The sequence below is a fragment of the Alteromonas sp. M12 genome (assembly GCF_037478005.1).
Classification (GTDB): domain Bacteria; phylum Pseudomonadota; class Gammaproteobacteria; order Enterobacterales; family Alteromonadaceae; genus Aliiglaciecola; species Aliiglaciecola lipolytica_A.
Map to the genome: position 1 here is coordinate 1,137,323 of NZ_CP144164.1, position 25,581 is coordinate 1,162,903.

The window sequence follows — 25,581 nt, forward strand, 5'->3', positions numbered from 1 at the left end:
TTGAATCTTATTTGTTTAAATGGGAATAAATCACTCTGAGCGTGGTCATGATGGATTCTTTTACGCTAGGCCAGAAAATGGAAATGCTATCAACTTGTCCTTGCCGGAAGTCTGCTTCTAATCGAGTCGCAACATCGTCTAATGGATTAGAGTTAACTTTGCGAGCAATATGTGCAAGCTTGCGTGCTTGTGTCAGTATTGCGCTGTTGTTGTCTTCCATCACTGCATTATCCATATTTTGCATGGCACTTTCTAATTCACTCATTAACGCACCAAGATCAATTGCCAGCGATTGTTTAGGTGGATTCTTTTGCAAGAATGGCAATAAATCGAACCAAATATGAGGATCCCTTGGCATATCTAGCTTGGCAAATTCAGGGGTTTCTTGAACTTCAGGAGTAGGGCGTTGTTCTTGCGCTTGTTTCAATTCCTCTTTGTGGGCTGCGACAAGGGCTTTTTCTTTAACTTGCAATTTGGCCTGACTGGATTCAAGTTGCTTTTGTGCTTGCTGCAGCTCAGTTTCTTTATTGGCAATTTGACTCTTATTGCTAATTAACTCTTGTTCTAGCTGCTTTAATTTTTCACTTAATTCTGACTGATTGTTATCTTGCGCGCTTAAACTGGCTTTTGTGTTGTCGTATTCAGCTTGGATTGCCTGTAATTCAGTAGCCAACTGTTGTTGCTCATTTTGCATTTTTTGCACATTTTGTTCGCTGTTTTGCAATGCTTTTTGCTGTTCAGCCAGTTGTTGCTGCAGCTTCAATTCCTGCTGTTCCTGTTGTTTTAGTCTGTCTTGCAATTCTTGAGCTTCTCGTTTTGCTTGCTCTAATTCAGACTGCAATTTCTGTTCACCAGATTGAGTATCACTGACCTGTGATTCTGCACGTTGTAATTCTTGTAGACTTTGTTGCAGTTTCTCCTGCATTTGTTGGTTTTGACGCTCAGCTTCAAGTAATGATTGTTGCAATTGTTTTTTCTGTTGCTCGATTTCTGCATGGTGTTGACGCCACTGTTCATCGCTTCCTTGCAACATTTCTTTTTGTTTAGTAGCGCGGTTTTCCACGTCTGATAATTCTAGTTTTAACTGATCTAGCTTCTGTTGCTGTTCAAGACGTTGACGTTTTTCTTTGTCAGTTTGGCGCTGATTTTCGTCTAATTGTTTCTGGGTCAACTGCAGTTGTGATTGTTTTGCTTGTACTTCTTTTTTCAAGGCTTCTTGACGTTGTTGCCACTGTTGATCACTTTCTTGCATTTCCCGTTGCTGCTCAGAGCTGCGTTGCTCCATTTCTAGCAATTCAGATTGCAGCTGCTCAAAAATCTTTTGCTGTTGCTGCTTAGCTTCTTTTTCTGCTTCAGTTTGGCGTGCGGTTTGTTGCAAAGCTTGTTCGGTTTCAAGTAATTTCTGTTGTTTAATTTGCAGTTCTTTTTGCAACGCATCTTGTTTATCTTTCCAGCGACGGTTTGCTTCTTCGATAATCTGTTTTTGCTGCTGTTCACTGCGTTTTTCCATATCGACTAATTCAGATTGTAAACGCTGCATTAATTCACGTTGTTGTGCTTTTTCTGCCTCAGTTTGTTGCTTGGCTTGATTTAAGTTCTGTTCCGCTTGTTTCAGCTTTTGCTGTTGCTGTTCCCGCTCTTGTTGCCATTGGCGTTGCTGTTCTTGCAGTCTTAATTCTGCTTCATCATTTTTTTGTTGCTGCTGCAATTCGCTGCGTCTTTCCATTTCAGCTAATTCTTGTTGTAACTTTTCAAACACTTTTTGCTGCTGAGCTTTGGCTGATTTTTCTGCTTCGAACTGTTGCTCTTGTTGCTGCAAAATACGTTGAGTTTCTTGCAGTTTTTGTTGTTTACTGTGTAGCTCTTGTTGCAGTTTTTGCTGTTGCTGAGCCCAGTGTTTATCGGCTTCAGCTATTTTTTGTTGCTGCTGTTCACTGCGGCGTTCTACTTCTTTTAAGTCTTCTTGTAATTGTTGTAACCGCTGTTGTTGAAGTTGTTTTTCAGCTTTATCTTGTTCTGATTGGCGTTTGGTTTCGTTTAAAATACCTTGGGTTTTTTGCAACTGGCGTTGTTTATTTTCAAGCTCTTGTTGTAACAATGCCTGTTGTTTTTCCATGTCGCCTTTTTGCTGATTAGACATTTCTTCAAACTTGTCCATTTCATGTTGCAAATGATCAATGTGGCGAGCTTTATTGGATAGTTCAGATTGTGCAACAAAACAGGATTGTTCTAAGTCGCGACGTTGTTTTTCAGCTAGTTCGCTGGCTTTTCGTTGGTTAATTAACAGTTGGCGTAATTTCTCACTGGCTTGGCTGGAGCTCGATAACTTCGATTGCAAGGCGCTAATCTGACCGTTTACATCTGAAATTTGTTTGTCTTTTTGATAAATAGACGACTTGAGATCACTAATTTGCCCCTCAAAAGCTGCCATTTTTTGTTGTTGTTCTTGTCGTTCAAGTTCTAAATTACTGGCGGTTTTTTCACTTTCAGCTAGCTCTTTTTGCGCATCTTTATACTTTTTATTACTGTACTGGAGTTCATCGGCAATTTGATTTCGTTGTTTTTCTAAGCCATGAATTCGTTTACTGGTTTGTTCAAGTTGATCGGCTAAATCTTGGTTGGCTTTTTCACTGTTGGCCAGTGATTCTCGACTTTGTTGATAGTCTTGCTGCAATTGAGTTAAATGTGCAGTGACATTGTCATGTGCTTGCTGCAAAGTAGTTAGCTCTGAGGTTTTATCGGATATATCGTCTTCCGCCGCTTTTAACTTCGATTGGGTAGCTGATAACGACCTTACTTTGCTGGCAAGTTGGTCTTGACTGCTTTCTAACAACTGTTGCTTCTCAACAATTAATCGCTCGGCCGCCTGATGTAAGTTAATTGCTTCTAAGCGTTCTTGGTCGGCTTTTTTGATCGCTCTAAGATCCGTCCAAATACACAAGATTGAATCAAAATCTTGGCCTTTAAACATAGGTACAAATGTGGCCTGACAGGGCAGTTTGTTGCTACCTCGGCTATGTTGCCAGGTCATTGATAACGCTTTTCCGTCTTGTTTTATTTGCTCAATTTTGTTCTGGAAGTTTTCGAGATCAGCTTCACTATCATTCAGTTTTTTAGAGTATGGGTAGTGTCCAAATAGGTCTTCTTCGTCTTCCACAGAGAAAAACTCACAGGCCGCAGGGTTTAGTTTATTGAAGCCATTTTCGGTTAATACGGCCATTGGCATGCTGCTGTGTTGCAACAAACTCTCGAATTTATCTTGTTGATATTGCTCATCACTAATGTCGGATATCCAGCACAAAAAGTGCTGTTTTTCGCGGTCAAACAGTTCGATGTTCAGTTCACTTGGATGGAGTTGCTGTTGTTTGCCTTTTAAGTCTGCATGAAATCCTTCTAGGCTGCCATTTTTATGTAATTTCTTGGCGGCTTTTCCAGAGTTTTTGGGATCATTAAATAGTTGATAAAACGAGCCTTTCATCAGTTCTTTCTCGGTCAGATCCAAGCGCAGTGTTAATGCTTTATTAGCCTGCACAATGCGATCATCGTCATCAATCATGACTATGCCTAGGGGCGCTTTATCAATGATATTAGAGAAATGTTGGCGCTCATGTTCAAGTAGCGCTTTAGTGTGTTGCAGCTCTGTAATATCTTCCATTAAACATATGGAGCCTGCGGGGTTGCCGGTTTCATCTCGGAAAGATTGAATTTTCACTTTTAAGGTTTTTTTATCACCCGAAGCTAGCTCTAAAGTTATTTCTTTGGCACTGCCGACACTGGCAGAGTATGCCATGCTGGGGGATTGACCTTGGGGCATGATAGCTTGAATATCAGCAGGCAAAATAGATAGTTGTTTAGCCGGTTGATTGCGTAAATTGTCCACAGAAGTATTAAAAAACAATTCAAATGCTGTGTTACATGCAACCACTAAACTATTTTCATCTAGTAGCAGAGTCGGGTGACTAATGGAGCTGAGCATGCCCTTAACAATTTGTTTGTTAGCGGTTAGTTGATGCTTCAAAACAACTTGCGGACTGATATTGGTGACAGTTATATGGGCTTTTAACGCCTTACCTTTTTCATCCAAGGCTAACAGGAAACCGATAAATCTGACAAATAGATCACCTTCATGCGCATCCAATTTACATTCTAAATCAATCTGTTGGCCTCGTTCTAAATCTTTATATCCTTGATTCCAAGCAAACTGTGTATCTTGTGAAACGTATTGTTCAAACTGTTTTATGTCACCGCTAAGCTGTTTGTCAGTGTTTGTCAGCATGTTGGAAAAAACGCTATTTGTGCTGAATGTTTTTTCTGACAAGTCGATTTCTAATTGGCCAATTTGGGTGCTATCTAATAATTGGTTATTTAAGCTTAAGGCATCGTTTAGGGAATCTATTTGAGTCTGAGAAGCCGAAACGTCGACAATTGATATAATTGAAGCGATCTGTTGTTGATTGTCTTTTTGTGGTGCAAATTCGAGCACTAAATTTCGATCTTTAACCGGTCCGATAAGTTGCTCTTTGCATTGAATTTTAGCCTTGATTCCGTTTTCAATTTGCGCACTATATTGTTGATCAAATAGCGTGTTCAAGCCTTTACCTTGCAAGTTTTCTGCTCTATTTCCTAAATAATATGCCGCTAATTTATTGCAATACTGTATTTCGCCTGCATGATTAACTTGAACCATGCCAACGTGGAAATTGTCTAAATACTGGGTGTTTTGCTTGAGAATAAGTTGATTTTCGGCGAGCTGATTAAGCGCTCTTTTTTGATTGATTTTAAAAAATATCGTTAGCACAAACAGCACAACGAAGATGGCAGCAATAGCAATTAATCCGTATTCAATGTTATCTGCGGATTGCGCCAGTACTTGTTCGCCAATCGCATACACATTGTTAGTCATCAGCAGTGTGCCAAGCGCAATGCAGGTTTTGGACACTTTTTTAAATACGTGCAGCGTCATTAAATTATTCCCATTCAACATATTGCAACCAGATTAACCTGTCAGCTTGGTACAACAAATCTTTTTAAAAACAACTAGGTGTAGAAAACAATACGCAAGTCATTGGTAAACAATAAGTAAGCCATTAGGCTTTGGTCGATAATTTGTGGTGACTTGCCGCCCAGCTTTCAGGAAACTTGCCTTGCAAAACGTATGAAAAGGCGATGAGTTCTGCAATCACATGGTACAATTGTTCGGGGATTTCCTGGCCTAAATCCATTCTGGCGAGAAAATCACTGAGATAGGGATCTTCATGCACTAACACACCACTTTGTTTGGCTAGGGAGACTATTTCTTCTGCTAAGTCACCAAAACCCTTGGCAATAATTTTGGGCGCTTGTTTCTCTCCTTCTTGGTATTGAATACCTACAGCGCTCTTGGTCTTTTTTGATTTTTTTGGGTCGGTCATAATCGTTACTTATTAAGCCTGAGTTTGAAAAATTTGATAAGGACGAGTGTGCAAATGCTCGGGTATTTTACCTAGCTGGCATTGCGCTTTTGCCACTTCAATACCTAAACTTTTCAATCGTTTTTTGAACAACGGAAGATAGTTATAAACCAGCTCTTTTACAGCTTCGTTGGATGTGTATAAATCTAGCTCCAATTCATCTTGTTGTAATTTGGCTTTGGTGAGTATCTGGCCGATTTCGCCAATGTCCATTTTCATCGTTAAATGCCAAATCGCTGACTTGTTGTGTTGTTTTTCAGCGCTAGCGTGTTTTTCTGGTTCGCGTTTTATTAATAACTCGATGTCTTTTTTCTGTTCGCCTACACCGCTGGGTAAAACATAATAAAATGTTTCTTGTCCTTGCAAGGCTTGTTCGGCGTTACTTAATTTACTCGATTGGTGTTGCGCAAACATACGCCCTAACTGTTTAAGTAACTGATGCTTCTGTTCCATTTGGTTCAGATCATTCAGGCTGCGCTGGGTTTGCGGAGCCGCTGCTTTGCCGGAACTCGATATGATGCTACTCACTATCTGCGCGATTTTTTCACTGTTTTGCGGTTGGTTTCTATTCAATCTAGAAGCTAAGCTAATTTGTAACATCGTCATCAGACCTGCAACAATTCCTTGTGAGGAAATGGCTTGAGTGAGTTGAATGGGTGACAAATTAAGGGGCGCTTGAGTGATGAGTTGTTTGATGTTTTCAGCGTCAGCCTCTTTGCCTTGCGGTGTGCCTTGTTGCAGCTGTTTCAATATCGCTTCGGCAAGCGCTTTAGTTTCTGGCGATTTGGCTAAAATGGGATCGCGCAGTGCCATTTCTATATTCTGTAAGGTTTCGCTTGGACTGGCAGCTTGGGGTAAAACCCGTCGCATTAAATCGCTTATTTGTTCAAGTACTTGTTGTTTTTGAGCTACAGGTATCGAGTCTAACTTTTGGGTTAAGGTTTGCAGGTTTTTTTCAATCGTCGTGTTATCTGATTGGATTGCCTTAGCCGCAGCTTCTTTGGGAGTTAGCTGATTTAAGTTGGCTTCAGCGGCGCGTTTATCGGCACTAGGAGACTGGCCGTCGGCTTGAACCTTGAGATTTAATTCGGGTTTATTGGTTCCCCCATCTGGACGCATAATCGACGTTTCAGTGGATTGCGCAGTTCCTTGTTTTGCATCACTTGGCAAAAACAGTGCATTTTTAACTTGTTGCACTTGGGCTTCAGTGAGCGGCAGCTGCGCAAGAGGAGTTTTAACCGGACCTTTAATTTCTCCTTTACCAGCTGCGAGTAAATCGATACTGACATTTTTCACACTAACATCAACATTTAAAAGTTTAGGGATTGCATTGTCTAAACGTAATTGTGGCTGTTGGGTCAGTGTGTCGATCAATATTTGACGAGGAACCGCTAATGAAATGTTGTGAGATGGATTATTTAGCCGCGCAGAATCAGATTGTAACAATTTAACGATATCTGGCTTAGTCAAATTAAGCATAATTACTTTTTGCGCAATATTGCTTTGGTTGCTGTGTTGAATTTGCTCGGGACGTTTCTGTAATTGGATGTTTTGGGAATATTTGTCTGCCGTTACTTGTTGGTTTATCTGTTCTGACTTTCCCGATTGAATAGCCTCTTTGGGGGCGGCAGGATTCAGGTTATTCCCATCCGTTTTTGCAACACTCTGGGAGATGTTTGGGCTGTCTACTATCAGCCTAACCTGCCATTGGTTACCCTTTGGGGTTATCTGCAATTGGACATTTTGATTGCTTGGCAACACTTTTGCTGACGCCGGTAAATTCACACTGATTATTTGTGATTTAGCATTAATCGAGGTTGCTAAATTGGCTGTGTTGCCATTGATACTAATCACTTTTGCATCCACAGCGACATTGTTAGTTTGTGCTGCTGGTGAAGCCTTGCTGCTAATAGCATTTAAAATGGTTGCGAGTTGTTTTTGATTGAGGCTGGCAATTACCGATTGAACGTCTGTTTTGGTTGACGGACTGTATAACAATAGTGCTGAAGTAGTATTTTGATTACCCGACGAACTGGTATGATTCTGTAATTGCGCTTGCACTTGTGTCGCGTTTAACGACTGTGGCAAGTTATTCGGTCGTGGCAAGGTCACTGTTTGTTGCTGTTTGGGTAGCGTTAAAGCAATTTGATTATTAGCTAAAAATTGAATAATAACCTGCGCAGCCTGCTTTGCTACTGGCGAGTTTGATGACAACTTCGAAAGCTGAGCGGCAGCCTGCACAAGTTGTTGAGCGTTTAGTGATATATCTGACATAAACAGGTTATCGGCAAAGCGTCAGTAGATTTAACAATGACTAAGCATAACCTGTTGTAGATATAGAATCTAATAGCTGGATTTGGCTTTTTGCTATGGTATCATTTGCGCCGATTTTTCGGCTTGTAGCTTTTCAGTAAATTAAAACGACTTTGATTTGCTAATTAGTTAAGTCGTTGTTGTATATAGCCTAACTGGAGAATGACTCAACTTGGCATTGTTACGTGGGCAAAATTTGGGATGTGTGAAGCAAGATCGAACTTTGTTTGAGAACATTGAATTTTCAATCGAACCTTCCGAATTACTTTATGTGCGTGGCCAAAATGGCGCTGGAAAAACCAGTTTGTTGAGAATTTTGGTTGGTTTAGCCGATCCTTCTGAAGGGTCAATAGAGTATAAGCATCAAGATATTCAGCATGTCAGTGAAAGTTATTTTCAAGATTTAGTCTATTTTGGACACAAACTAGGCTTAAGTCTCAATCTTAACGGAATTGAAAATTTACGATTTTGGTGTCAATTAAATCAAGTTAACTGCACTGAGTCAGAATTATTCGAATTGTTAGCTAGTTTAGGGTTGGTTGGCTTAGAAGATGTGCCAGTAAGTCAGCTTTCTGCTGGTCAGCAACGTCGTGTTGCTTTGGCGCGTTTGTGGTTGAAAACCGACGCTAAACTATGGATTTTAGATGAACCCTTCACAGCTTTAGATGTCCAAGGGATTGCCTTGTTGCGAGACAAAATGATTCAACATTTGAGTGTAGGTGGGGCGATTATTATTACCTCTCACCAAACCTTAGAGGTGGATTACCCCACATCCGAGTTGCTGTTGGAATATCGCATATGACGTCTATTTTATTGGCGGTATTTAAACGTGATTTAGCGTTGGCGTTTCGTCAGCGGGCAGAGCTGCTGCAGCCCATGATGTTTTTTGTATTGGTGATCAGTTTATTTCCATTAGGTGTGGGTCCTGGCCCTGAAATTTTACAAAAAATTGGCCCTGGTGTTATCTGGGTAGCTGCAATTTTGTCTTCATTGTTAGGTATGGAAAGGTTATTTCGAGACGATTTTCAGGATGGAACCCTTGAGCAGATAATGTTGAGTGGCGCACCTATGCCCCTTGTCTGCGTGGTGAAAGTGGCGGTGCATTGGTTAGCCAGCATTGTTCCTTTGATTTTATTGTCTCCATTGTTAGGGGTTTTTTTAAACCTTAGTTTAGATATGTACTGGGCATTGCTAGCGACCTTATTAGTGGGGACTCCGTTGCTGAGTTTAGTTGGAGCTGTAGCGGTTGGCTTAACCGTTGGACTTCAAAAAGGCGGTGTGTTGCTCGCCCTGTTATTGTTACCCGTTTTTGTACCTTTATTGATATTTGCAACCGCGGCAGTAGATGCAGCATCGTTGCAGATATCCTATTCAGCCCATTTAGGCTTAATTGGAGCAATGTTATTACTAGCTCTTGCATTGGCTCCTATGGCCATTGCCTATGCATTAAAAGTGAGTCAAAGCTAATGTGGAAGTGGTTACATCCCTACGCTAAATCAGAGTCTACTTACAAACTCTGTCAAACCTTATTGCCTTGGTTTTCAATCAGTGCGGCAATTACCCTCGTCGTTGGCCTGATTTTGGGGTTGATGTTTGCTCCAGCTGATTACCAACAGGGTGATTCTTTTCGCATCATTTATATTCATGTCCCTAGTGCCATCACATCGATGAGTGCCTATGCTGCGATGGCAGTTGCCGCGCTTATTGGTTTAGTTTGGCAAATCCGCACAGCCTATATGGCGATGATTGCGATTGCACCAGTTGGGGCGATGATGACCTTTATTGCGTTATTTACCGGGGCAGCATGGGGTAAACCTATGTGGGGCACTTGGTGGGTATGGGATGCCAGATTAACGTCTGAACTGGTGTTGTTATTTTTATACCTTGGGGTAATTTCGTTATACAAATCCTTCGACGATAAAGTACAGGCAGGAAAAGCAGCCGGAGTTATGTCCCTTGTCGGTGTGATTAATTTGCCCATTATTCACTACTCGGTTGAGTGGTGGAATACTTTGCATCAAGGTGCAACCATCAGCAAATTTGATAAGCCATCTATTGCGCCAGAAATGTTTTGGCCGTTAATGGTTAATTTGTTGGCAGCAGTCTTATTAATTGGTGCAATCACCTTAAAGCGTTTGCAAAACGAATTGTTGCGTCGCGAAATACACCGTCCTTGGGCTGTTAAAACCTTATTGAAAGAGGGCAAATCATGAATTTTCAATTCGATTCTTGGCAAGCTTTTTGGCAAATGGGCGGATATGGTTTTTATGTCTGGTTGGCATTTGGTGTGTCGTTTTTGGCTGTTTTTTTGGTTGTCTACGAAAGTATTTGGGCTAAAAAACAACTCATCAAAGCGGTTAACGCACAAATTGCCCGTAAAAAACGAATTAAACAGAAAAAAGCAGCTGATTCAGCACGTGAAGAAGCACAGTCAACATCTGAAAAGAAAGGTGAATTATCGTGAATCCAAGACGTCAAAAACGTTTGTTTGGAATATTAGCCGTTGTGCTCTTAGTAGCCGCTGCAGTATGGATGATGCTTAGCGCATTAAGTGAAAATATTGACCACTTTTACACACCCTCTGAAATCATCGACGGTAAAGAAGGTGTCACGCCAACTATTGGTCAACGTCTGCGTATTGGCGGAATGGTGGTTCCGGGGAGCGTTAAACGGGATCAGGAAAGTTTGGCCGTGAGTTTTGATTTAGCCGATACCGGTCCCATAGTAACCGTGCGTTATGCCGGCATTTTACCTGATCTTTTTCGTGAAGGTCAGGGCATAGTGGCAACGGGCAGACTAACTGAAAATAACCTCATCGTTGCCGATGAAGTTTTAGCTAAACATGATGAAGAATATATGCCGCCCGAATTGGCTGAAAAAATGAAAGGCATCAAGCATGTAAAACCCGACAATTTACAAACAGATCAGAAAGCTGGATCTGGATATTAGGATTAATTAAACATGTTTGCAGAATTAGGACATTTTTCCTTGGTATTGGCCTTACTTATGTCAATGCTATTGTCGATTTACCCCATGTGGGGAGCGTACAAAAACCAAAGCCAATACATGGCGTTAGCAAAGCCATTAGCTATTGGTATGTTTGTTTTCACCGCCATCGCTTTTGCGGCATTAATGAATGCGTTTTATACCGATGATTTTAGTATTGCTTATGTGGCGAATCATTCCAACAGCTTACTGCCTTGGTATTACAAACTAACCGCAGTTTGGGGTGGACATGAAGGTTCATTCTTACTTTGGGTGTTGATTTTCTCAGTGTGGACTGTCGCTGTCGCTGTGCTGAGTAACAGTATTCCACAGGCGATGGTGGCGCGAGTGTTATCTATATTGGGAATGGTTGCGGTCGGGTTTTACTTGTTTATTTTGACTGCTTCTAATCCATTTGAAAGTCTTTTACCTTTTTACCCTGTAGATGGACGGGATCTTAACCCTCTTCTTCAAGATTTTGGAATGATTATCCATCCTCCTATGTTGTACATGGGTTATGTAGGATTTTCGGTTGCTTTTGCTTTCGCTATATCAGCGCTCATATCTGGCCAGCTAGATTCTACTTGGGCCCGCTGGTCTCGCCCTTGGACATTAGCCGCTTGGTGTTTTCTGACAGTAGGTATTGCATTGGGTTCGTGGTGGGCATATTACGAATTAGGCTGGGGTGGCTGGTGGTTCTGGGATCCAGTAGAAAATGCTTCTTTTATGCCTTGGTTAGTGGGCACAGCTTTAGTGCATAGTTTAGCGGTAACTGAAAAGCGTAAGATCTTTAAGTCTTGGACTGTATTGTTAGCTATTTCAGCTTTTTCTCTTAGTTTGTTAGGCACATTCTTAGTCCGTTCTGGCGTGCTGGTGTCTGTGCATTCGTTCGCTAGTGATCCCACTCGAGGTTTGTTCATCCTTGCTATTCTGGGTGTGGTCGTGGGTGGTTCATTAATCTTGTACGCCATTAGAGCTCCTCATTTAAAAAGCGTTGGTCGATACGAGTGGTTTTCCCGTGAAGTGATGTTAATGGGCAATAATTTGTTATTAACTGCGGCCACAATTGTGGTGTTAATGGGCACATTATTACCTTTAGTGCATAAAGAGATTGGCTTAGGATCTATCTCAATTGGTGCGCCATTCTTTAACCAAATGTTCACTTACTTGATTGTACCTTTTGTTTTGCTGTTAGCGATGGGGCCGTTGTCTCGATGGAAAAAGCAGTCACCCAAAGCGATTCAAAAACAGCTAATAATTGGTTTTTTAATTAGTGTGTGTGGCGCGCTCTTGATCCAAGCTAGTTATAACCAAATGACATACATGGCCACTTTAGGCTCAATTCTAAGTGTTTGGATTTTGGTTTCCACAGTGCAAGAAATAATGCAGAGAGTTTCATCGGAAAACGACAAAACTCAATCTGCAACAACTTGGCAACGCTTACGCCGTTTAACCCCAAGTCATTGGGGAATGGTAATGGGACACCTAGGTTTTGCTGTGACGGTAATCGGTATTACTTTAGTCAGTAATTACGAGCAAGAAAGAGATGTGCGCATGCACACTGGTGATGTGATTGAAATTAGTGGATACGTTTTCAAATTTACCGGTGTTCGGGATTTAAAGGGCCCCAATTATGTAGGTCATGTGGGTATAGTGGATGTTTATACGGATACGACGTTAACTGAAAAAATCACTCACTTAGAAGCTGAAAAACGCTTTTATCCTGTACAGCGAACAAGCATGACCGAAGCAGGAATTGACAGCGGTATTTCCAGGGATTTATTTGTCGCCTTAGGTGAACAGTTAAATGATGGTGCCTGGGCGGTGAGAATTTACATAAAACCCTTCGTGAATTGGATATGGGCCGGTTCATTGATTATGGGATTCGGTGGCATTTTATCTATTTCAGATAAACGCTATCGGATGGCTAAAGTTGCCAAAGTTAAGGGACGTTTGGCAGCTAAAAAAACCAAAATTGATACCCCTGAAGTGCTCGCGACCAAAACACAAGGACAAGCATGAAAAAGGCATCACTATTTTTAATTCCAGTTACCATGTTTGTGCTGTTATCGGTTTTTTTATTCAAAGGCCTGTACAGCGATCCTCGACAACTGGATTCCACGGTTTTAAACAAACCGGCACCGAATTTTTCATTACCTGATTTAATGAATCCGGATGTGATATACGACCCTAGCATATTTGAAGGCCAAGTGACTTTGATGAACGTGTGGGGTGTTTGGTGCGTAACCTGTGCTGTTGAACTCCCTTATTTAACTGAATTAAGTCAACAGGGGGTGCGTATTATAGGTTTGTACTACGACCAAGATACCGACCCAGATTTTGGGATTAAAAGTATTCCTACCATTCAAAAAGAAGTGGCTGCTAAATTGGCGCAATTGGGCAACCCTTATGAGTTTAATGTCTTTGATGTAAAACGAGATTATTCCTTGGATTTAGGCGTAACCGGTGCACCCGAGACTTTCCTTATTGATAAGCAAGGTGTAATTAGAATGCATCATATTGGTGACATCAATACTCGGGTTTGGCGAAATAAAATTGCACCTCTATACAATGAGTTAATAGCCCAATGAAAAAATTAATCCTGTTATTTGTGTTGTTTACCAGCCCACTTTGGGCGCTGGAAGAAGCCTACATATTTGATGATCCGGTAAAACAAAAAATGTTTTTGGATTTGACCCAAGAACTGCGTTGTCCGCAATGTCAGAATCAAAATATTGCGGATTCTGATGCCATGATTGCCCACGATTTACGTCGAAAAGTGTATGAGTTGCTTAATCAAGGTAAAAGTAGAGACGAAATTGTTGATTTTATGAAGTCGCGCTACGGCGATTTTGTGTCTTACCAACCACCTGTCACTCCATTAACTATTTGGCTATGGGTGTTGCCCGTTATTTTTGTAATAGGTGCTGCGTGGTTTGTATTTACTCAACGCAAAAAACAAGTGAATGATTTTGATGAAGATGTGCTAGCCAAAGCTGATTCGTTATTGGAGAAAGAAGATGAATAGTTACTGGCTGGGTATTGCCATGTTGTCGGCCATAGCAGTAGGGATTTTAATCGTTCCTTGGTTATTGAAACGCAATAGACATCAGCAAGATGTGCTAACTAACACGCAAATTATTAAACAGCGGATGCAAGAACTTAATCGTGAAGTAGATGAAGGATTAATATCTACTGATGACAAAGATATCGCTGTGAAAGAATTAAAGTTAGCGCTAGTCGATGAAACCGTGTCAGGCTCAGACGCTAAGCAAGCGGGCTCTTGGCCCTTGTTTATCGGCATTGTTATTAGCGTAATCTTGTGTGGAACTTTGTATTATAAAAGCAATGAGGTTGGCGATTTACAACATTGGCAAGACGTGAAACAACAGTCATCTGAGTTAGCCAAGCGAATTGTTATTGAAGCTGATCCTAATGTGACCGTTGACGATTTGAATGATTTTAGTTTAGCCATGCGCAGTAAGCTGGTGAGTGCGCCAGATGACTATATTGGTTGGTTATTATTAGGTAGGCTACACGCATCTCTAAATCGTACAGAATCAGCGTTACAGGCCTTTGAAAAGGCCTATTTACTGGCACCGCAACACAGCGGTGTATTATCTAGTTACACTCAAACACTAGTAATGACAGGCGATGAGAATTATATTCGCAAAGCCCAAGGGTTATTAAAAGCAATGGTGATTAATAATCCGCAAGATATGAATGCGATAGGCATGCTAGCTGTGGCATCGAGCCAATTAGGTGATACTCAGCAAGCGTTAGAAAGTTGGCAACAATTGAAATTGATTCTGCCTGCTGATGATCCCATGACCGCTGAAGTTGATAGACGCATCGCTCAATTAAGCGCACAGTCCATGGATGAGTTAGCCGAAACGCAAGTAGATACAACAGGGGCCGCAACGTCAGTTTTAATTACGGTGTCTATCGCCGACGAACTTGTTGCTAAAATACCAGAAAATGCGTTCATCTTTGTATTTGCACAAGATGCTAATGGCTCGGTTAGAATGCCCGCTGCGGTGGTTAAAAATAGATTGTCGGCTTTGCCAATACAGGTCGAGTTATCTGACGCCAATGCAATGATGCCAAGTTTTAAGTTGTCGCAACTTGAAAGCGCACGCTTAGTGGCGCGAATTTCGTTAGATGAAAATGTTGCACAGGCTAAAGGTGAGTTACAAGGAGAAGTAACCATACCACTTCAAGCCGGTGAGCAAATGACACAATCGATAGTGATCGATAAGGAATTGATGTAATGAATCAAAAATTTTGTTTGCTGTTATTAGCAACATTGTTGCTAGGTGGATGTGCATCAAAGCAAGCAGCAAATGAACAAGCACAAAGTGTTGAATACAATGATCCCCGAGACTCATTCGAAGGGTTCAACCGCGCCATGTGGGACTTCAACTATGATGTGCTTGATGCTTATATTTTGCGACCGACAGCTGTTGTATACGTAGACTATATGCCTCAGCCAGCTCGGCGAGGACTGCACAACGCTGCTCTGAATCTAGAAGAACCGTCTAATTCAGTGAATAACTTACTGCAAGGTAAAGTCGGTGGAAGTTTAACCAGTTTAGGACGCTTTGTACTGAACTCAACTGTGGGTGTTTTGGGTCTGTTTGATGTAGCTAAAGAAATTGGCTTAGACAGGCAAGAAGAAGAGTTTGGTGAAGTGTTAGGTAAGTATGGTGTTGGTACTGGGACTTATTTAATGTTACCGGCTTATGGTCCAACTGATCTTCGCTCGTTAACTGGTGACTTTGTCGATTCATCCTACTTTCCGCTGCAAGATTTATCCTTTTACGTAGCGGCAGTGCGAACCGGCATTAAAGTACTTGAAGCTCGCGCTCAATTGATGGAGCAAGAAGGGCAGTTAGATCAATCATTAGACCCGTACGCATTCGTGAAAAACGCTTACTTCCAAAACTTGGAGTTTCGGGTAACAGACGGAAAAGTACCGCAATCTGATTTGAACACCGACCCAGAAGTTGAAAGCGAAAACTTCGAAGACTTTTTAGACGACCTATAGGTTCGTCTTTGTATCGAGAGGGTTACTCTTGCTTAGTATTGCAAGCAATGCTGCGATTGGCGTTTTTGACTCAGGTGTCGGTGGATTATCCATCGCAGCAGCTATCCGTAAAATATTGCCCCATGAAAACATTATTTATGTAGCTGATAGTGCCAATGCGCCCTATGGTGGCAAAGCTGAACACTTTGTATTGCAGCGTTGCCAAGCCATAGTTGAGTTTTTAATGGCGCAACAAGTGAAACTCATTGTGGTGGCTTGTAACACCGCAACTCTTACCTGCATATCCAAATTAAGAGCACTTTATCCCATAGAATTTGTTGGGGTAGAACCTGGAATAAAACCTGCACTGAATGCAAGTCAGTCCGGCACAATTGGCGTTTTAGCCACCCACAACACCATCAAAAGTCAGCAATATCAGCAATTAGTTGCGCGTTTGAAAAGCCACAACCAGGTGTTATCGCAAGCATGTCATGGTTTAGTGGAAAAAATTGAAGCGGCAGAGTTTGATACCGTCGCTACTCACGAATTAATTAAGCAATACCTATTGCCGCTAATCAATGAGGGAGCCGATCAAATTGTTTTAGGCTGTACTCATTACGGTTTTTTAAGTCGGCAAATTAGTCGTATCGCAGGTGACAAAATTCAATTAATCAACACCAGCGATGCGATTGCTCGACAAACCTTGGCCGTTTTAGAACGCAATGGAGTAAAAAATAGCAATCAACAAAATGCAAAAAACCTGCTTTATTCCAGTCGCTGCGATGCGGATTTTTTAACTGTATGTCAATTGTTGTGGCCAAATGAAATTGAACAAGTATACAAATTTGAACACTGATAGACGTGTTGATATATAGTGAAAATGTTTCTTCTTCTGGGGGCTTAGCTATGCGCATTACGAGTTGTTTTTTGTTGGTTTATTGGTTGTCAGGGTGTGCCAGTCAAAACACCCCATACCAAGGTGAAAACCTAGTCATACCTTCTATTCAATTACTTAAATCATGGCAATTATTTCAAAAGGAAGATCATACTTACCGCTCTAATATGTGGCAAAAAAAAGGTCAGCGTTGGGCGGATACCTTTGCTGTAAGCATTTATTATCAACAACAAGAAGACTTAGTGCAAAAACGCATTGAGCTGGATGCGCCGGGTAAAATGCACTGCCAAGAGTTTCAATCGATTGACATGCCGCATCCTAAAACCCAAGATGTTTCAGTCAAATATTGGCAGACTCGTTGCCAAGTAAACGGCAAGATGATTGCCCGTATGATTCATTTAATGATGCAGGGCCAAGAAAGTTTTTATCATATTCAGAAGGTGTGGGCATTTGATGTGGATGAATCCGAGTTTTTGTTCTGGAAGCAACAAATGGATGACACATTTTTATGTGATTTGGGGGCGAGCGATAATACTTGCCCCCTGGATTAACGCAGAATTTCTTAGCTAGCCGAATTACTCTCCAAATGCGCCAGCAGCACCTGGGAAGACGATAGGGCTTTCAAAGCCTTGTTTATTTACGCTACTGACCCCAAAAAAATAGTTATCAATGACCACATTTGCCAATGTGAATTCCGACACCTTGCCAACATATCGACTAAATTGCCACTGAGGTGCGTCTGTGTATCGCCAATAAATCTTATAGCCCGCTAGATCGGGCGCCTGTTCAGCTGAAGCAATCTGCCAACTTAGGGTAGTACTAGGTTGTACCGCGCCCTTTATATTGACTTTGGCAGGTGGTGTGGGCGCCCACGCCATGCCTGCTAATGAAACGGCATTTAAAGCGGTTAATTTGGCGGCATAGTCAAAATTAACTCCCTCTATGCTATCTCCATACTTGATACCATCTTGGCTACGTAGGTCTTGGTGTTGGCGATGGTAGTTTTCATTCGTTTCCATAATACGCACGCCAGGGTAGCCTAAATCATTAAATGGACGGTGGTGTCCACCGCGGGCAAATCTGTCTAAGCGGTAGATAACCATAGTATCTAAGTTAGGAATGTAACGGTCAGCCATCCAGTCGATGTATCGGGCTAAGTTACGGCTTGGTGAGTCGACTTCGCCACCAGTGAAGCGTCGTGTTCTTGCTTCTTTTGGGGTTTCGGTTTGTCGCGTGCCCTCTGCAAAAATTCGCGCTGTGGTGTTGTTAATGACACCATTGATTCCTGCAATATTGCCAATCATGTCATTGTTCAATACTGCTTTTATTCGCCAACCATTTTGTTGTGCATGCTCAGCTAGAATTTTACCGCCAAACAGCCCTTGTTCTTCTCCTGCAAGCGCAGCATAAACGATAGAGCCATTAAATTTGTATTGGGATAATACCCGAGCAGCTTCCAAGGTTCCGGCAATGCCTGACGCATTATCATTTGCACCAGGGGAGTCTGATGTAAAATCCATCACATCTGAGACTCTTGAATCAATATCACCAGACATTATTACGTACCTATCGGGATCTGTTTGACCGCGCTGAATGGCAATAACACTCACTACCTCTGTGGCATTCGGAATGCGTTTTTCGCCACTTATGGTTTTTGACTGAAAATAAACTTCCAAGCAGCCACCGCATTGGGATGAAATTTTGTCAAATTCAGCTTTTATCCAACGCCTCGCTGCACCGATTCCGCGAGTATCTGATTGGGTCTGTGATAGCGTATGGCGAGTTCCAAAATTTACCAAAGTGCGTATATCATTTTCGATATTTTGCGCGGATATTTGTCCCGCAATGTCATGTAATTTTTGTTGATCTTGATATTCCACATTCCCATGGGCGTATGCAGAAGTTAGGCTTGATAAAAATAAACAGAAAACTAGTCTAGAAAGGGTCATGTCAACCTCTTGTTATTTAAAGTGTGCGGCCAAAGGCCACCTAGATCGTACCTTGCTATTAAAACCATAAATCCATCTAAATTAAATCATTAATCGTTGAACAGCCTAAATAATCATCCAGAAACTCCGCAATAGCGCAGCATTACAATTCATAGAAAAAATACATTTACGTTTGAAATTAATTCACGTTGCAAACAAAGGAAATCAATAATCAGTTCAATATTTTTAATGGGTTTATTTTTTAACTACATGATTTTACTGAGGTTAGCTTGCCTTTAACAGAGGAGGCGAAAGTGGTTCAGTCTTTGCTGATTAACTCTCAATAAGTTCTACTTAAATTGGAATAAATGACTTTGAAAATCCTAATACCTAGTTTGACAACCTATCGAATTGCTTTTTTTAGCTGGGGACGGACTTATGGCTTCTGATAACAAACCTTCGATTGCGATAACTGGGCCAAATAGTTCTGGTTTAACTGCGTGGCTATTCACTGCTTTGAACGTACGTCTAGCGGGAGGTTTACCGGTTCGAGTTACACCGGCAACATTCAGCGGAAAAATTGATTATGACGGCATCATCATCGGTGGTGGTTCAGACATTCACCCGGATAATTATGTTGCTCAACAAGTTCCTAAAGTCAAACGTTCAGGATGGTTAAGAATAAAAGAAGCTTTGATGTATCCGATGGAGTGGTTAAGCCGCTTCTCAGCAACAAAGTACGACAAAGAGCGCGATGCAATGGAGCAAGAGTTTATTGATTATGCGATGCAGCAAGACAAACCTATCTTAGGAATTTGCAGGGGACACCAACTGCTCAATGCAGAGCTAGGTGGCAGCATGTATCAATCAACACTGCCGTTGTTGCAGAAGAAAATGCGCATACGAAGCCCATTTCCTCGCAAAAAAGTTATTTATACTAAAGACAATTCCCTTATCAGTGACATTGCTGGCGATGATCCCCTCAAAGTGAACGCTATCCATTCTCAAGCGATTGCCGAGCCTGCGGATAGCTTGGAAGTGACAGCAAAAGAAAAAGCCGGCATTAATCAGGTTATCGAAAGCAAAGATAGTGACAAGGTGCTTGGGGTGCAGTGGCATCCGGAATATTTGTTTTATATGAAAGCGCACAGAAGCATTTTCCAATGGCTAGTTGAACAGGCCAGAGATACAAACAACAAAGAGGATTGCTAAGATGAAAAAAAGTAATGGGATTAAATTAGCGTCGGTTGTTTTTATTTTAGCCGCGCTTACAGCAGCATACTTTTTGACACCTTTAGGGGACTATTTGAGTATCGACAAGATCACTGATTTAACCAGTAGTGTGCCGCAAAACTTCGCGACTGCGTTGATTTTTCTGGGGATCTTTTTTATTGGTGGAAGTTTACTCATTCCAATCCCACTAATGGCGTTTGCGGTTGGTTTGGTTTTTAATATTTGGATAAGTTTGTTGATTTGCATACCGGGTTTTTTATTGGCAAGTTTGAGCGGCTATGGCGTCGGTAAATTTATCGGTGTGGAAGTGTTTGGCGAAAAAATCAGTAATAGTTTAGACAAAGTTAAAAATAAAATGGATGATAAAGGTGCTTGGGCTGTTCTTGCACTAAGGTTAGCACCCACTCCTCCGTTTACTGTCACAAGTATCATTGGGGGCTCTTTAGATATCAATATCTGGAAGTACGCATTTGGTTCTACAGTAGGTATTATGCCTTTAGGTTTAAGTGCGGTATTTTTTGGAGAGGGCGCGCTACAGATGATGAAAGAGCCATCTGGCTTGGCCGCCACATCAATTGTTGCTGCCATTATTCTATTCATTGTATATCGAGTGATGGTGAATAAGCAGACTGAGCAGTAAAATTCAAATTGCGCTTAGGTTAACTTTATATATTGGAAGTCTATGATCCCACTGGTATTCCACCCTATTTATTCAATTCTAGATTTACCGGTTAGACACCGATTTCCGATTCAAAAGTATCAGGAAATTTATACAGCGTTACGTCAATTTGGTGTATCTGAATCTAGCTTTCATCAACCTCAAGCTGTCAATGTTGAAAGTTTAAAATCGGTTTTAAACCCCTTATATGTGCAGCAACTAACTACCGGCACCCTTGATGCTAAAGCAATGCGGCGAATTGGGTTTCCTTGGTCAGAACAATTGATTAAACGCACTCTGACCGCCGTTGGCGGCACTATCTTAACCAGTCAACTTGCGTTAGACGCAGGCAAGGCAATAAACCTAACAGGTGGTTATCATCACGCGTTCGCCAATTTTGGCTCAGGTTTCTGCATGGTCAATGATTTGTATCTAAGTGCACTAAATATGCTGCAACATCCAGATGTAGATCGGGTTTTGATATTTGATTGTGATGTGCACCAAGGCGATGGCACGGCAAAATTGGCGGAACGAAATGCCAATGTTAAAACTGTCTCTATTCATGGCGAAAAGAACTTTCCCCATCGAAAACAAGTTTCGGATTACGATTTTCCATTGCCTAAAGGAACAACAGATGCTGAGTACTTAGACACTGTCGACTGTGCTTTAAATCTTGCGCTTAACAGTTTCCAACCTGATGCCGTGATTTATGACGCTGGGGTGGATGTGCATGAAAACGATGATTTAGGGCATTTGTGTATCAGCACCCAAGGTGTGTATACCCGAGATAAATTAGTTTTCGACCTGTGTGAACAAAAAGGGCTTCCCGTTGCCGCTGTCATTGGCGGCGGATATCAGCGAGATATCGATGCCTTAGTCAAAGTGCATTTACAGTTATTCAAGGCCGCTGGAGTTTATTGAGCCTGCTCTTGCTCCCGTTGCACGGCCTAGATATCAATAGAGCGCGGGGCTAAAGCGCCCGCCACAGGTTTAGGATGTTCAATTTTCTTTTTGTAGCATGGGCTTTTGCCCATGGATATCAATAGCGCGGGGCTAAAGCGCCCACCACAGGTTTGGGATGTTCAATTTTCTTTTTGTAGCATGGGCTTTTGCCCATGGGAAAATGCTGAATTTATATAGCAGCGGCTAGCTCTGCTCCTTGTCTAATTGCACGTTTGGCATCGAGCTCTGCCGCAACATCTGCACCACCAATCACATGGACTGTCATTCCCGCTGCTAACAAACTTTCTTCTAAATCACGGAATGGCAACTGACCAGCACAAATTATAATGTTGTCGACTGCCAAAAGTTTAGGTTTGTCGCCAATCTTGATATGAAACCCTTGGTCGTCAATTTTTTCATAGCTCACTGAATTGATCATATTGACGTTGTGATGGGCAAGGGAAGTGCGGTGGATCCATCCGGTTGTTTTACCTAAATTCGCACCAACTTTTGATTCCTTACGTTGCAGTAAATAAACCTCCTTATCTGTTGGCGTGATCTGGGGCGGCATTAACGCGCCCGGATTCGCATAACTTTTATCAATTCCCCAGTGAGTCAGCCATTTATCCAAATCAGTGGTTAGATGTTCGTGTTCTACTAAGTATTCAGCCACATCAAAACCAATACCTCCAGCACCAACAATAGCCACTCGTTTGCCTACCGATTTGTGATCTCGCAGCACATCTAAATAACTCATGACACTAGGATGATCGATACCGGGAATGTCTAGCTGACGGGGTTTGATGCCAGTAGCCATGATTATTTCATTAAAGCCTTGCTCCTTTAACATCACTGCATTAGCCGTTGTATTGAGATGCAATTTCACCCCTAAAACTTCAATTTTTCGTGCGTAATAGCGCAGTGTTTCGTAAAACTCTTCTTTACCTGGAATTTGTTTAGCGTAATTGAATTGACCGCCAATCTGTGCGGATTTTTCAAATAAATGCACCTGATGACCGCGCTCTGCGGCATAAGTGGCAAAGGCTAGGCCGGCAGGTCCTGCTCCAATAACTGCAAGTTTTTTAGGTTCTGCCACGGTTTTAAAAATCAGTTCTGTCTCATAGCAGGCTTGGGGATTAACTAAGCAGCTAGCCCTTTTTTGTGCAAAGGCATGGTCCAAACAAGCTTGGTTGCAAGCTATACAGGTATTGATTAGATCGGATTCATTGCGCATAGCTTTAGCCACAAAGTCAGGATCGGCTAAAAATGGTCTGGCCATGGACACCATATCTGCATCACCATCGGCTAACACTGCTTCTGCAACCTCTGGTGTATTGATTCTGTTAGTGGTGATAAGTGGGATGCTGACCTCGGATTTTAGGCGTTTTGTCACCCAAGTGAATGCCGCTCTTGGAACTGAAGTTGAAATTGTGGGGATTCGCGCTTCGTGCCAACCAATTCCGGTATTGATTAGTGTTGCTCCGGCTTTTTCAATTTCCTTGGCTAAATACACCACCTCTTCCCAAGGAGCCCCGCCTTCGACTAAATCAATCATTGAAAGTCGATATATTATGATGAAGTTTTCACCCACTTTTTGACGAGTTTGCTTTACGGTCTCGATAGCCAAACGGGCCCTATTTTCGAGACTTCCACCCCATTCATCGTCGCGATGATTGGTGCGTTCACAGAAAAACTGGTTTATCAGGTATCCTTCAGAGCCCATAATCTCAACGCCATCATAACCTGCTAATTGCGCGTAACTGGCACAATTGGCGTAATCCTTAATGGTGTTGTACACACCTTTTGAGGAAAGTGAGCGAGGTTTGAATGGTGAAATAGGGGCTTTCACTGCTGAGGCCGATACATTCAACGGATGGTAACCATAACGACCTGAATGCAATATTTGCATACAAATTTTTCCGCCGTGGGCGTGCACAGCATCTGTCACGACTTTATGTTTTTTAGCGTGCCGGCGGCTGCTCATCCGTCCTGCAAATGGGGCGAGCCAACCCGCTATGTTAGGACTCACACCGCCTGTCACTATTAATCCAACTCCCCCCTCAGCGCGCTTGGCGTAAAATGCCGCTAGTTTCTCAAAACCGCCTTTTTCTTCCTCAAGTCCAAGGTGCATTGAACCCATTAACGTTCGATTTTTTAATGTGGTGAAACCAAGATCTAACGGGGTTAATAAATGTGGAAATAGTGAGGGTGTTGTCATATCTTTGTCCTTAATTCTTATTCGCCAAGAGTAGAACGCATATTGCTGATGTGCAACCATCGATACAGCATGGGTTAAAGTCTACTCTAAAATTAAAGTGTTGAATCTAATATGGATCAAAGTTATCACAGTGCGCTATTGGAAATATTGAAAGGGTATTTTCAAGACCAAAACCTGCATAAAGTAGAATCTATTCAAACTCTATGGAGTGGGTATGGTGAAATTGCACGCTACAATATCCCCACTAGGCAGCGCAATTATGTGGTAAAGGTCGTAAATCCCAACTCTGAATCTGCACATCCAAGAGGTTGGAACACCTCTATTTCTCATCTTCGTAAATTAGATTCATACCAAAACGAACAAATTTTTTATGACAGCTACAGCGGGCTAACAGATCAATATAGTCGCATTCCTAAGTGTATTGCCTCGGGTCAAAATCAACAGATACGTTGGTTAATAATGGAAGATCTGGATGCCAGTGGATTTACCTATAGATGTGATGATGCACCGCTAGATTTGGTGAAACTAGGTGTGCGTTGGTTAGCCTACTTCCATGCTCGATTTTTAAATAATGCCACCCCTGAACTTTGGCCTATTGGCACCTATTGGCATCTTAAAACGCGCCCTGATGAGTATCAAAAAATGCCAGAAGGACGACTAAAAGAAGCAGCGACTGGGCTCGATCAGCAACTTAACTCGGCTAGCTACCAAACGCTACTACATGGTGACGCTAAACTGGCCAATTTTTGTTTCTCTGCTCACAAAGATGACTTGGCTGCTGTGGATTTCCAGTACGTTGGTCGTGGCGTTGGGGTAAAGGATTTGGCGTATTTCTTAGGTAGTTGTTTTTATCAAGATGGTTTATTTAAGCATGCCGAAACTCTTTTAAATGATTATTTTAGTCACTTTAAAAAGGCGCTGCTTCACTATCAAGTAAATTGCAATTTTGGATTACTCGAAGAGCAATGGCGGGTCTTGTACCCGCTAGCATGGGCCGATTTTGAACGCTTTTTGAGTGGCTGGGCGACTGAACATTACAAACGTAATGAGTATATGCAGAAACAAACCGAATTGGCGTTAGCTTATTTAAATCAGCATAAATCCAGCAGCTAATCCTGTAACGGCAATCACCAACCAGCGATATTGTTTGTCAGGTACTCGTTTGACGATTTGAATACCCAAATAAATTCCTAGCGCGATGAACGGCAAACCAAGCAAATTTAATGCAAACGAATTAACGCTAATGGTTTCCCACGACCAGATGTGAAAGGGAACTTTAAATAAGTTGATGATCAAAAAGAACCATGCGGCAGTGCCAATATATTCATTTTTAGGTAAACGCATACTCAATAAATACAGCGCCATCACTGAACCGGCCAGATTGCCAATCATAGTTGTAATACCACCTAGGGTGCCCATTAAAATTGCAAACCATAAGTAGTCAGGTATTTTTTCCTTATTAATGGTTTCCATCCAAAGCATAATCCCAAGGCTGGCGATTATGATGAATCCCATGACTTGCTTAAACACTTGGTCATCAATGCTATTACCGATTAGCGTGGCGATGAGCACGCCTATTGCCGCAGAAGGAAATAACTTAATCAAGAAACTCCAGTTGGCGTGGCGGTGATAATATTTTACGGCGAATAGATCGGCCATAATTAACATCGGTAACATCAATCCCGAAGAGGCTTTGCCACCAAAAATAAGTGCTAGAATTGGCACCGCGAACATTGAAATTCCGTGCACACCAGCTTTTGCCATACCGATAAAAAATGCGACTAAAAATAGCAAGCCAAGTTGCTGGTAACTCAATGTGTAGGAAAATAATTCAATCATTAAAATCAATTCATAAGCTGGTGGCTGAAATCTGACAAGCTGCTATTAATTCAGAATTGACATTGAACTACAAGACGCGTTTAACTTTTTAATA

The 25,581-nt window shown here is 41.8% G+C and carries 22 protein-coding genes; 16 read left to right on the forward strand and 6 right to left on the reverse strand.

The window, feature by feature from the left end:
* Positions 1-7 precede the first annotated feature (7 nt).
* From VUI23_RS04800 to VUI23_RS04810, 3 genes are all read right to left on the reverse strand, one after another.
* Positions 8-4,963 carry a PAS domain-containing protein gene (locus VUI23_RS04800; RefSeq protein ID WP_342807110.1) on the reverse strand — a complete coding sequence of 1,652 codons (4,956 nt, stop codon included), beginning with the start codon at positions 4,961-4,963 and terminating at the stop codon, positions 8-10.
* Between the two features lie 124 nt (positions 4,964-5,087).
* A complete protein-coding gene (locus VUI23_RS04805) occupies positions 5,088-5,411 on the reverse strand; it encodes an EscU/YscU/HrcU family type III secretion system export apparatus switch protein (protein WP_342807112.1) in 324 nt (107 codons plus the stop codon).
* 12 nt (positions 5,412-5,423) lie between these two features.
* Positions 5,424-7,724, reverse strand: a complete 2,301-nt coding sequence (locus tag VUI23_RS04810) for a flagellar hook-length control protein FliK (RefSeq protein ID WP_342807114.1) — start codon at positions 7,722-7,724, stop codon at positions 5,424-5,426.
* Between the two features lie 211 nt (positions 7,725-7,935).
* Between VUI23_RS04810 and ccmA the strand changes: the two genes are divergently transcribed.
* The 12 genes from ccmA to VUI23_RS04870 are packed head-to-tail and all read left to right on the forward strand — an operon-like array spanning position 7,936 to position 17,220.
* Complete coding sequence (ccmA, locus tag VUI23_RS04815; RefSeq protein WP_216049858.1) at positions 7,936-8,565, forward strand: cytochrome c biogenesis heme-transporting ATPase CcmA; 630 nt, start codon at positions 7,936-7,938, stop codon at positions 8,563-8,565.
* Complete coding sequence (gene ccmB, locus VUI23_RS04820; protein ID WP_342807116.1) at positions 8,562-9,230, forward strand: heme exporter protein CcmB; 669 nt, start codon at positions 8,562-8,564, stop codon at positions 9,228-9,230. The genes ccmA and ccmB overlap by 4 nt, the downstream gene beginning before the upstream one ends.
* Entirely contained in the window at positions 9,230-9,976 is a 747-nt protein-coding gene (locus VUI23_RS04825; protein WP_216049860.1) for a heme ABC transporter permease, read from the forward strand. The genes ccmB and VUI23_RS04825 overlap by 1 nt, the downstream gene beginning before the upstream one ends.
* Positions 9,973-10,227 (forward strand): heme exporter protein CcmD, encoded by a 255-nt coding sequence (gene ccmD, locus VUI23_RS04830; protein ID WP_216049861.1) that lies wholly within the window; start codon positions 9,973-9,975, stop codon positions 10,225-10,227. Before VUI23_RS04825 ends, ccmD begins: the two co-directional genes overlap by 4 nt.
* On the forward strand, positions 10,224-10,712 hold the full coding sequence (gene ccmE, locus VUI23_RS04835; protein WP_216049862.1) for a cytochrome c maturation protein CcmE: 489 nt from the start codon (positions 10,224-10,226) through the stop codon (positions 10,710-10,712). The genes ccmD and ccmE overlap by 4 nt, the downstream gene beginning before the upstream one ends.
* A gap of 12 nt (positions 10,713-10,724) precedes the next feature.
* Positions 10,725-12,770 carry a heme lyase CcmF/NrfE family subunit gene (locus VUI23_RS04840; RefSeq protein ID WP_342807118.1) on the forward strand — a complete coding sequence of 682 codons (2,046 nt, stop codon included), beginning with the start codon at positions 10,725-10,727 and terminating at the stop codon, positions 12,768-12,770.
* Positions 12,767-13,339, forward strand: coding sequence for a DsbE family thiol:disulfide interchange protein (locus tag VUI23_RS04845; protein ID WP_216049864.1), 573 nt, complete (start codon positions 12,767-12,769; stop codon positions 13,337-13,339). Before VUI23_RS04840 ends, VUI23_RS04845 begins: the two co-directional genes overlap by 4 nt.
* Positions 13,336-13,776: a cytochrome c-type biogenesis protein gene (locus VUI23_RS04850; RefSeq protein WP_216049865.1), complete on the forward strand. Its 441-nt coding sequence runs from the start codon at positions 13,336-13,338 to the stop codon at positions 13,774-13,776. The genes VUI23_RS04845 and VUI23_RS04850 overlap by 4 nt, the downstream gene beginning before the upstream one ends.
* On the forward strand, positions 13,769-15,019 hold the full coding sequence (gene ccmI / locus VUI23_RS04855; protein WP_342807120.1) for a c-type cytochrome biogenesis protein CcmI: 1,251 nt from the start codon (positions 13,769-13,771) through the stop codon (positions 15,017-15,019). Before VUI23_RS04850 ends, ccmI begins: the two co-directional genes overlap by 8 nt.
* On the forward strand, positions 15,019-15,795 hold the full coding sequence (locus tag VUI23_RS04860; RefSeq protein WP_216049867.1) for a VacJ family lipoprotein: 777 nt from the start codon (positions 15,019-15,021) through the stop codon (positions 15,793-15,795). Before ccmI ends, VUI23_RS04860 begins: the two co-directional genes overlap by 1 nt.
* A gap of 28 nt (positions 15,796-15,823) precedes the next feature.
* Positions 15,824-16,630 carry a glutamate racemase gene (gene murI, locus VUI23_RS04865; protein WP_342807122.1) on the forward strand — a complete coding sequence of 269 codons (807 nt, stop codon included), beginning with the start codon at positions 15,824-15,826 and terminating at the stop codon, positions 16,628-16,630.
* Between the two features lie 50 nt (positions 16,631-16,680).
* Complete coding sequence (locus VUI23_RS04870; protein WP_342807124.1) at positions 16,681-17,220, forward strand: hypothetical protein; 540 nt, start codon at positions 16,681-16,683, stop codon at positions 17,218-17,220.
* 24 nt (positions 17,221-17,244) lie between these two features.
* On the opposite strand, the gene VUI23_RS04875 is transcribed toward VUI23_RS04870, so the two are convergent.
* Entirely contained in the window at positions 17,245-18,618 is a 1,374-nt protein-coding gene (locus VUI23_RS04875) for a M28 family metallopeptidase (protein ID WP_342807126.1), read from the reverse strand.
* A gap of 417 nt (positions 18,619-19,035) precedes the next feature.
* Between VUI23_RS04875 and VUI23_RS04880 the strand changes: the two genes are divergently transcribed.
* The 3 genes from VUI23_RS04880 to VUI23_RS04890 are packed head-to-tail and all read left to right on the forward strand — an operon-like array spanning position 19,036 to position 21,409.
* Positions 19,036-19,809 carry a gamma-glutamyl-gamma-aminobutyrate hydrolase family protein gene (locus VUI23_RS04880; protein WP_303499610.1) on the forward strand — a complete coding sequence of 258 codons (774 nt, stop codon included), beginning with the start codon at positions 19,036-19,038 and terminating at the stop codon, positions 19,807-19,809.
* Position 19,810: 1 nt separating this feature from the next.
* Positions 19,811-20,470 (forward strand): VTT domain-containing protein, encoded by a 660-nt coding sequence (locus tag VUI23_RS04885; RefSeq protein ID WP_216049872.1) that lies wholly within the window; start codon positions 19,811-19,813, stop codon positions 20,468-20,470.
* Between the two features lie 42 nt (positions 20,471-20,512).
* The gene (locus VUI23_RS04890) at positions 20,513-21,409 is read left to right on the forward strand and encodes a histone deacetylase (RefSeq protein ID WP_303499608.1); all 897 of its coding nucleotides are present in this window, start codon (positions 20,513-20,515) and stop codon (positions 21,407-21,409) included.
* Positions 21,410-21,620: 211 nt separating this feature from the next.
* On the opposite strand, the gene VUI23_RS04895 is transcribed toward VUI23_RS04890, so the two are convergent.
* On the reverse strand, positions 21,621-23,648 hold the full coding sequence (locus VUI23_RS04895; RefSeq protein ID WP_342807128.1) for an NADPH-dependent 2,4-dienoyl-CoA reductase: 2,028 nt from the start codon (positions 23,646-23,648) through the stop codon (positions 21,621-21,623).
* Positions 23,649-23,759: 111 nt separating this feature from the next.
* Here VUI23_RS04895 and VUI23_RS04900 point away from each other — a divergent pair, with 111 nt between their 5' ends.
* Positions 23,760-24,761, forward strand: a complete 1,002-nt coding sequence (locus tag VUI23_RS04900) for a phosphotransferase (RefSeq protein ID WP_342807130.1) — start codon at positions 23,760-23,762, stop codon at positions 24,759-24,761.
* Here VUI23_RS04900 and VUI23_RS04905 read toward each other — a convergent pair.
* On the reverse strand, positions 24,735-25,487 hold the full coding sequence (locus VUI23_RS04905) for a sulfite exporter TauE/SafE family protein (protein WP_216049876.1): 753 nt from the start codon (positions 25,485-25,487) through the stop codon (positions 24,735-24,737). The genes VUI23_RS04900 and VUI23_RS04905 overlap by 27 nt on opposite strands.
* Positions 25,488-25,581 lie beyond the last annotated feature (94 nt).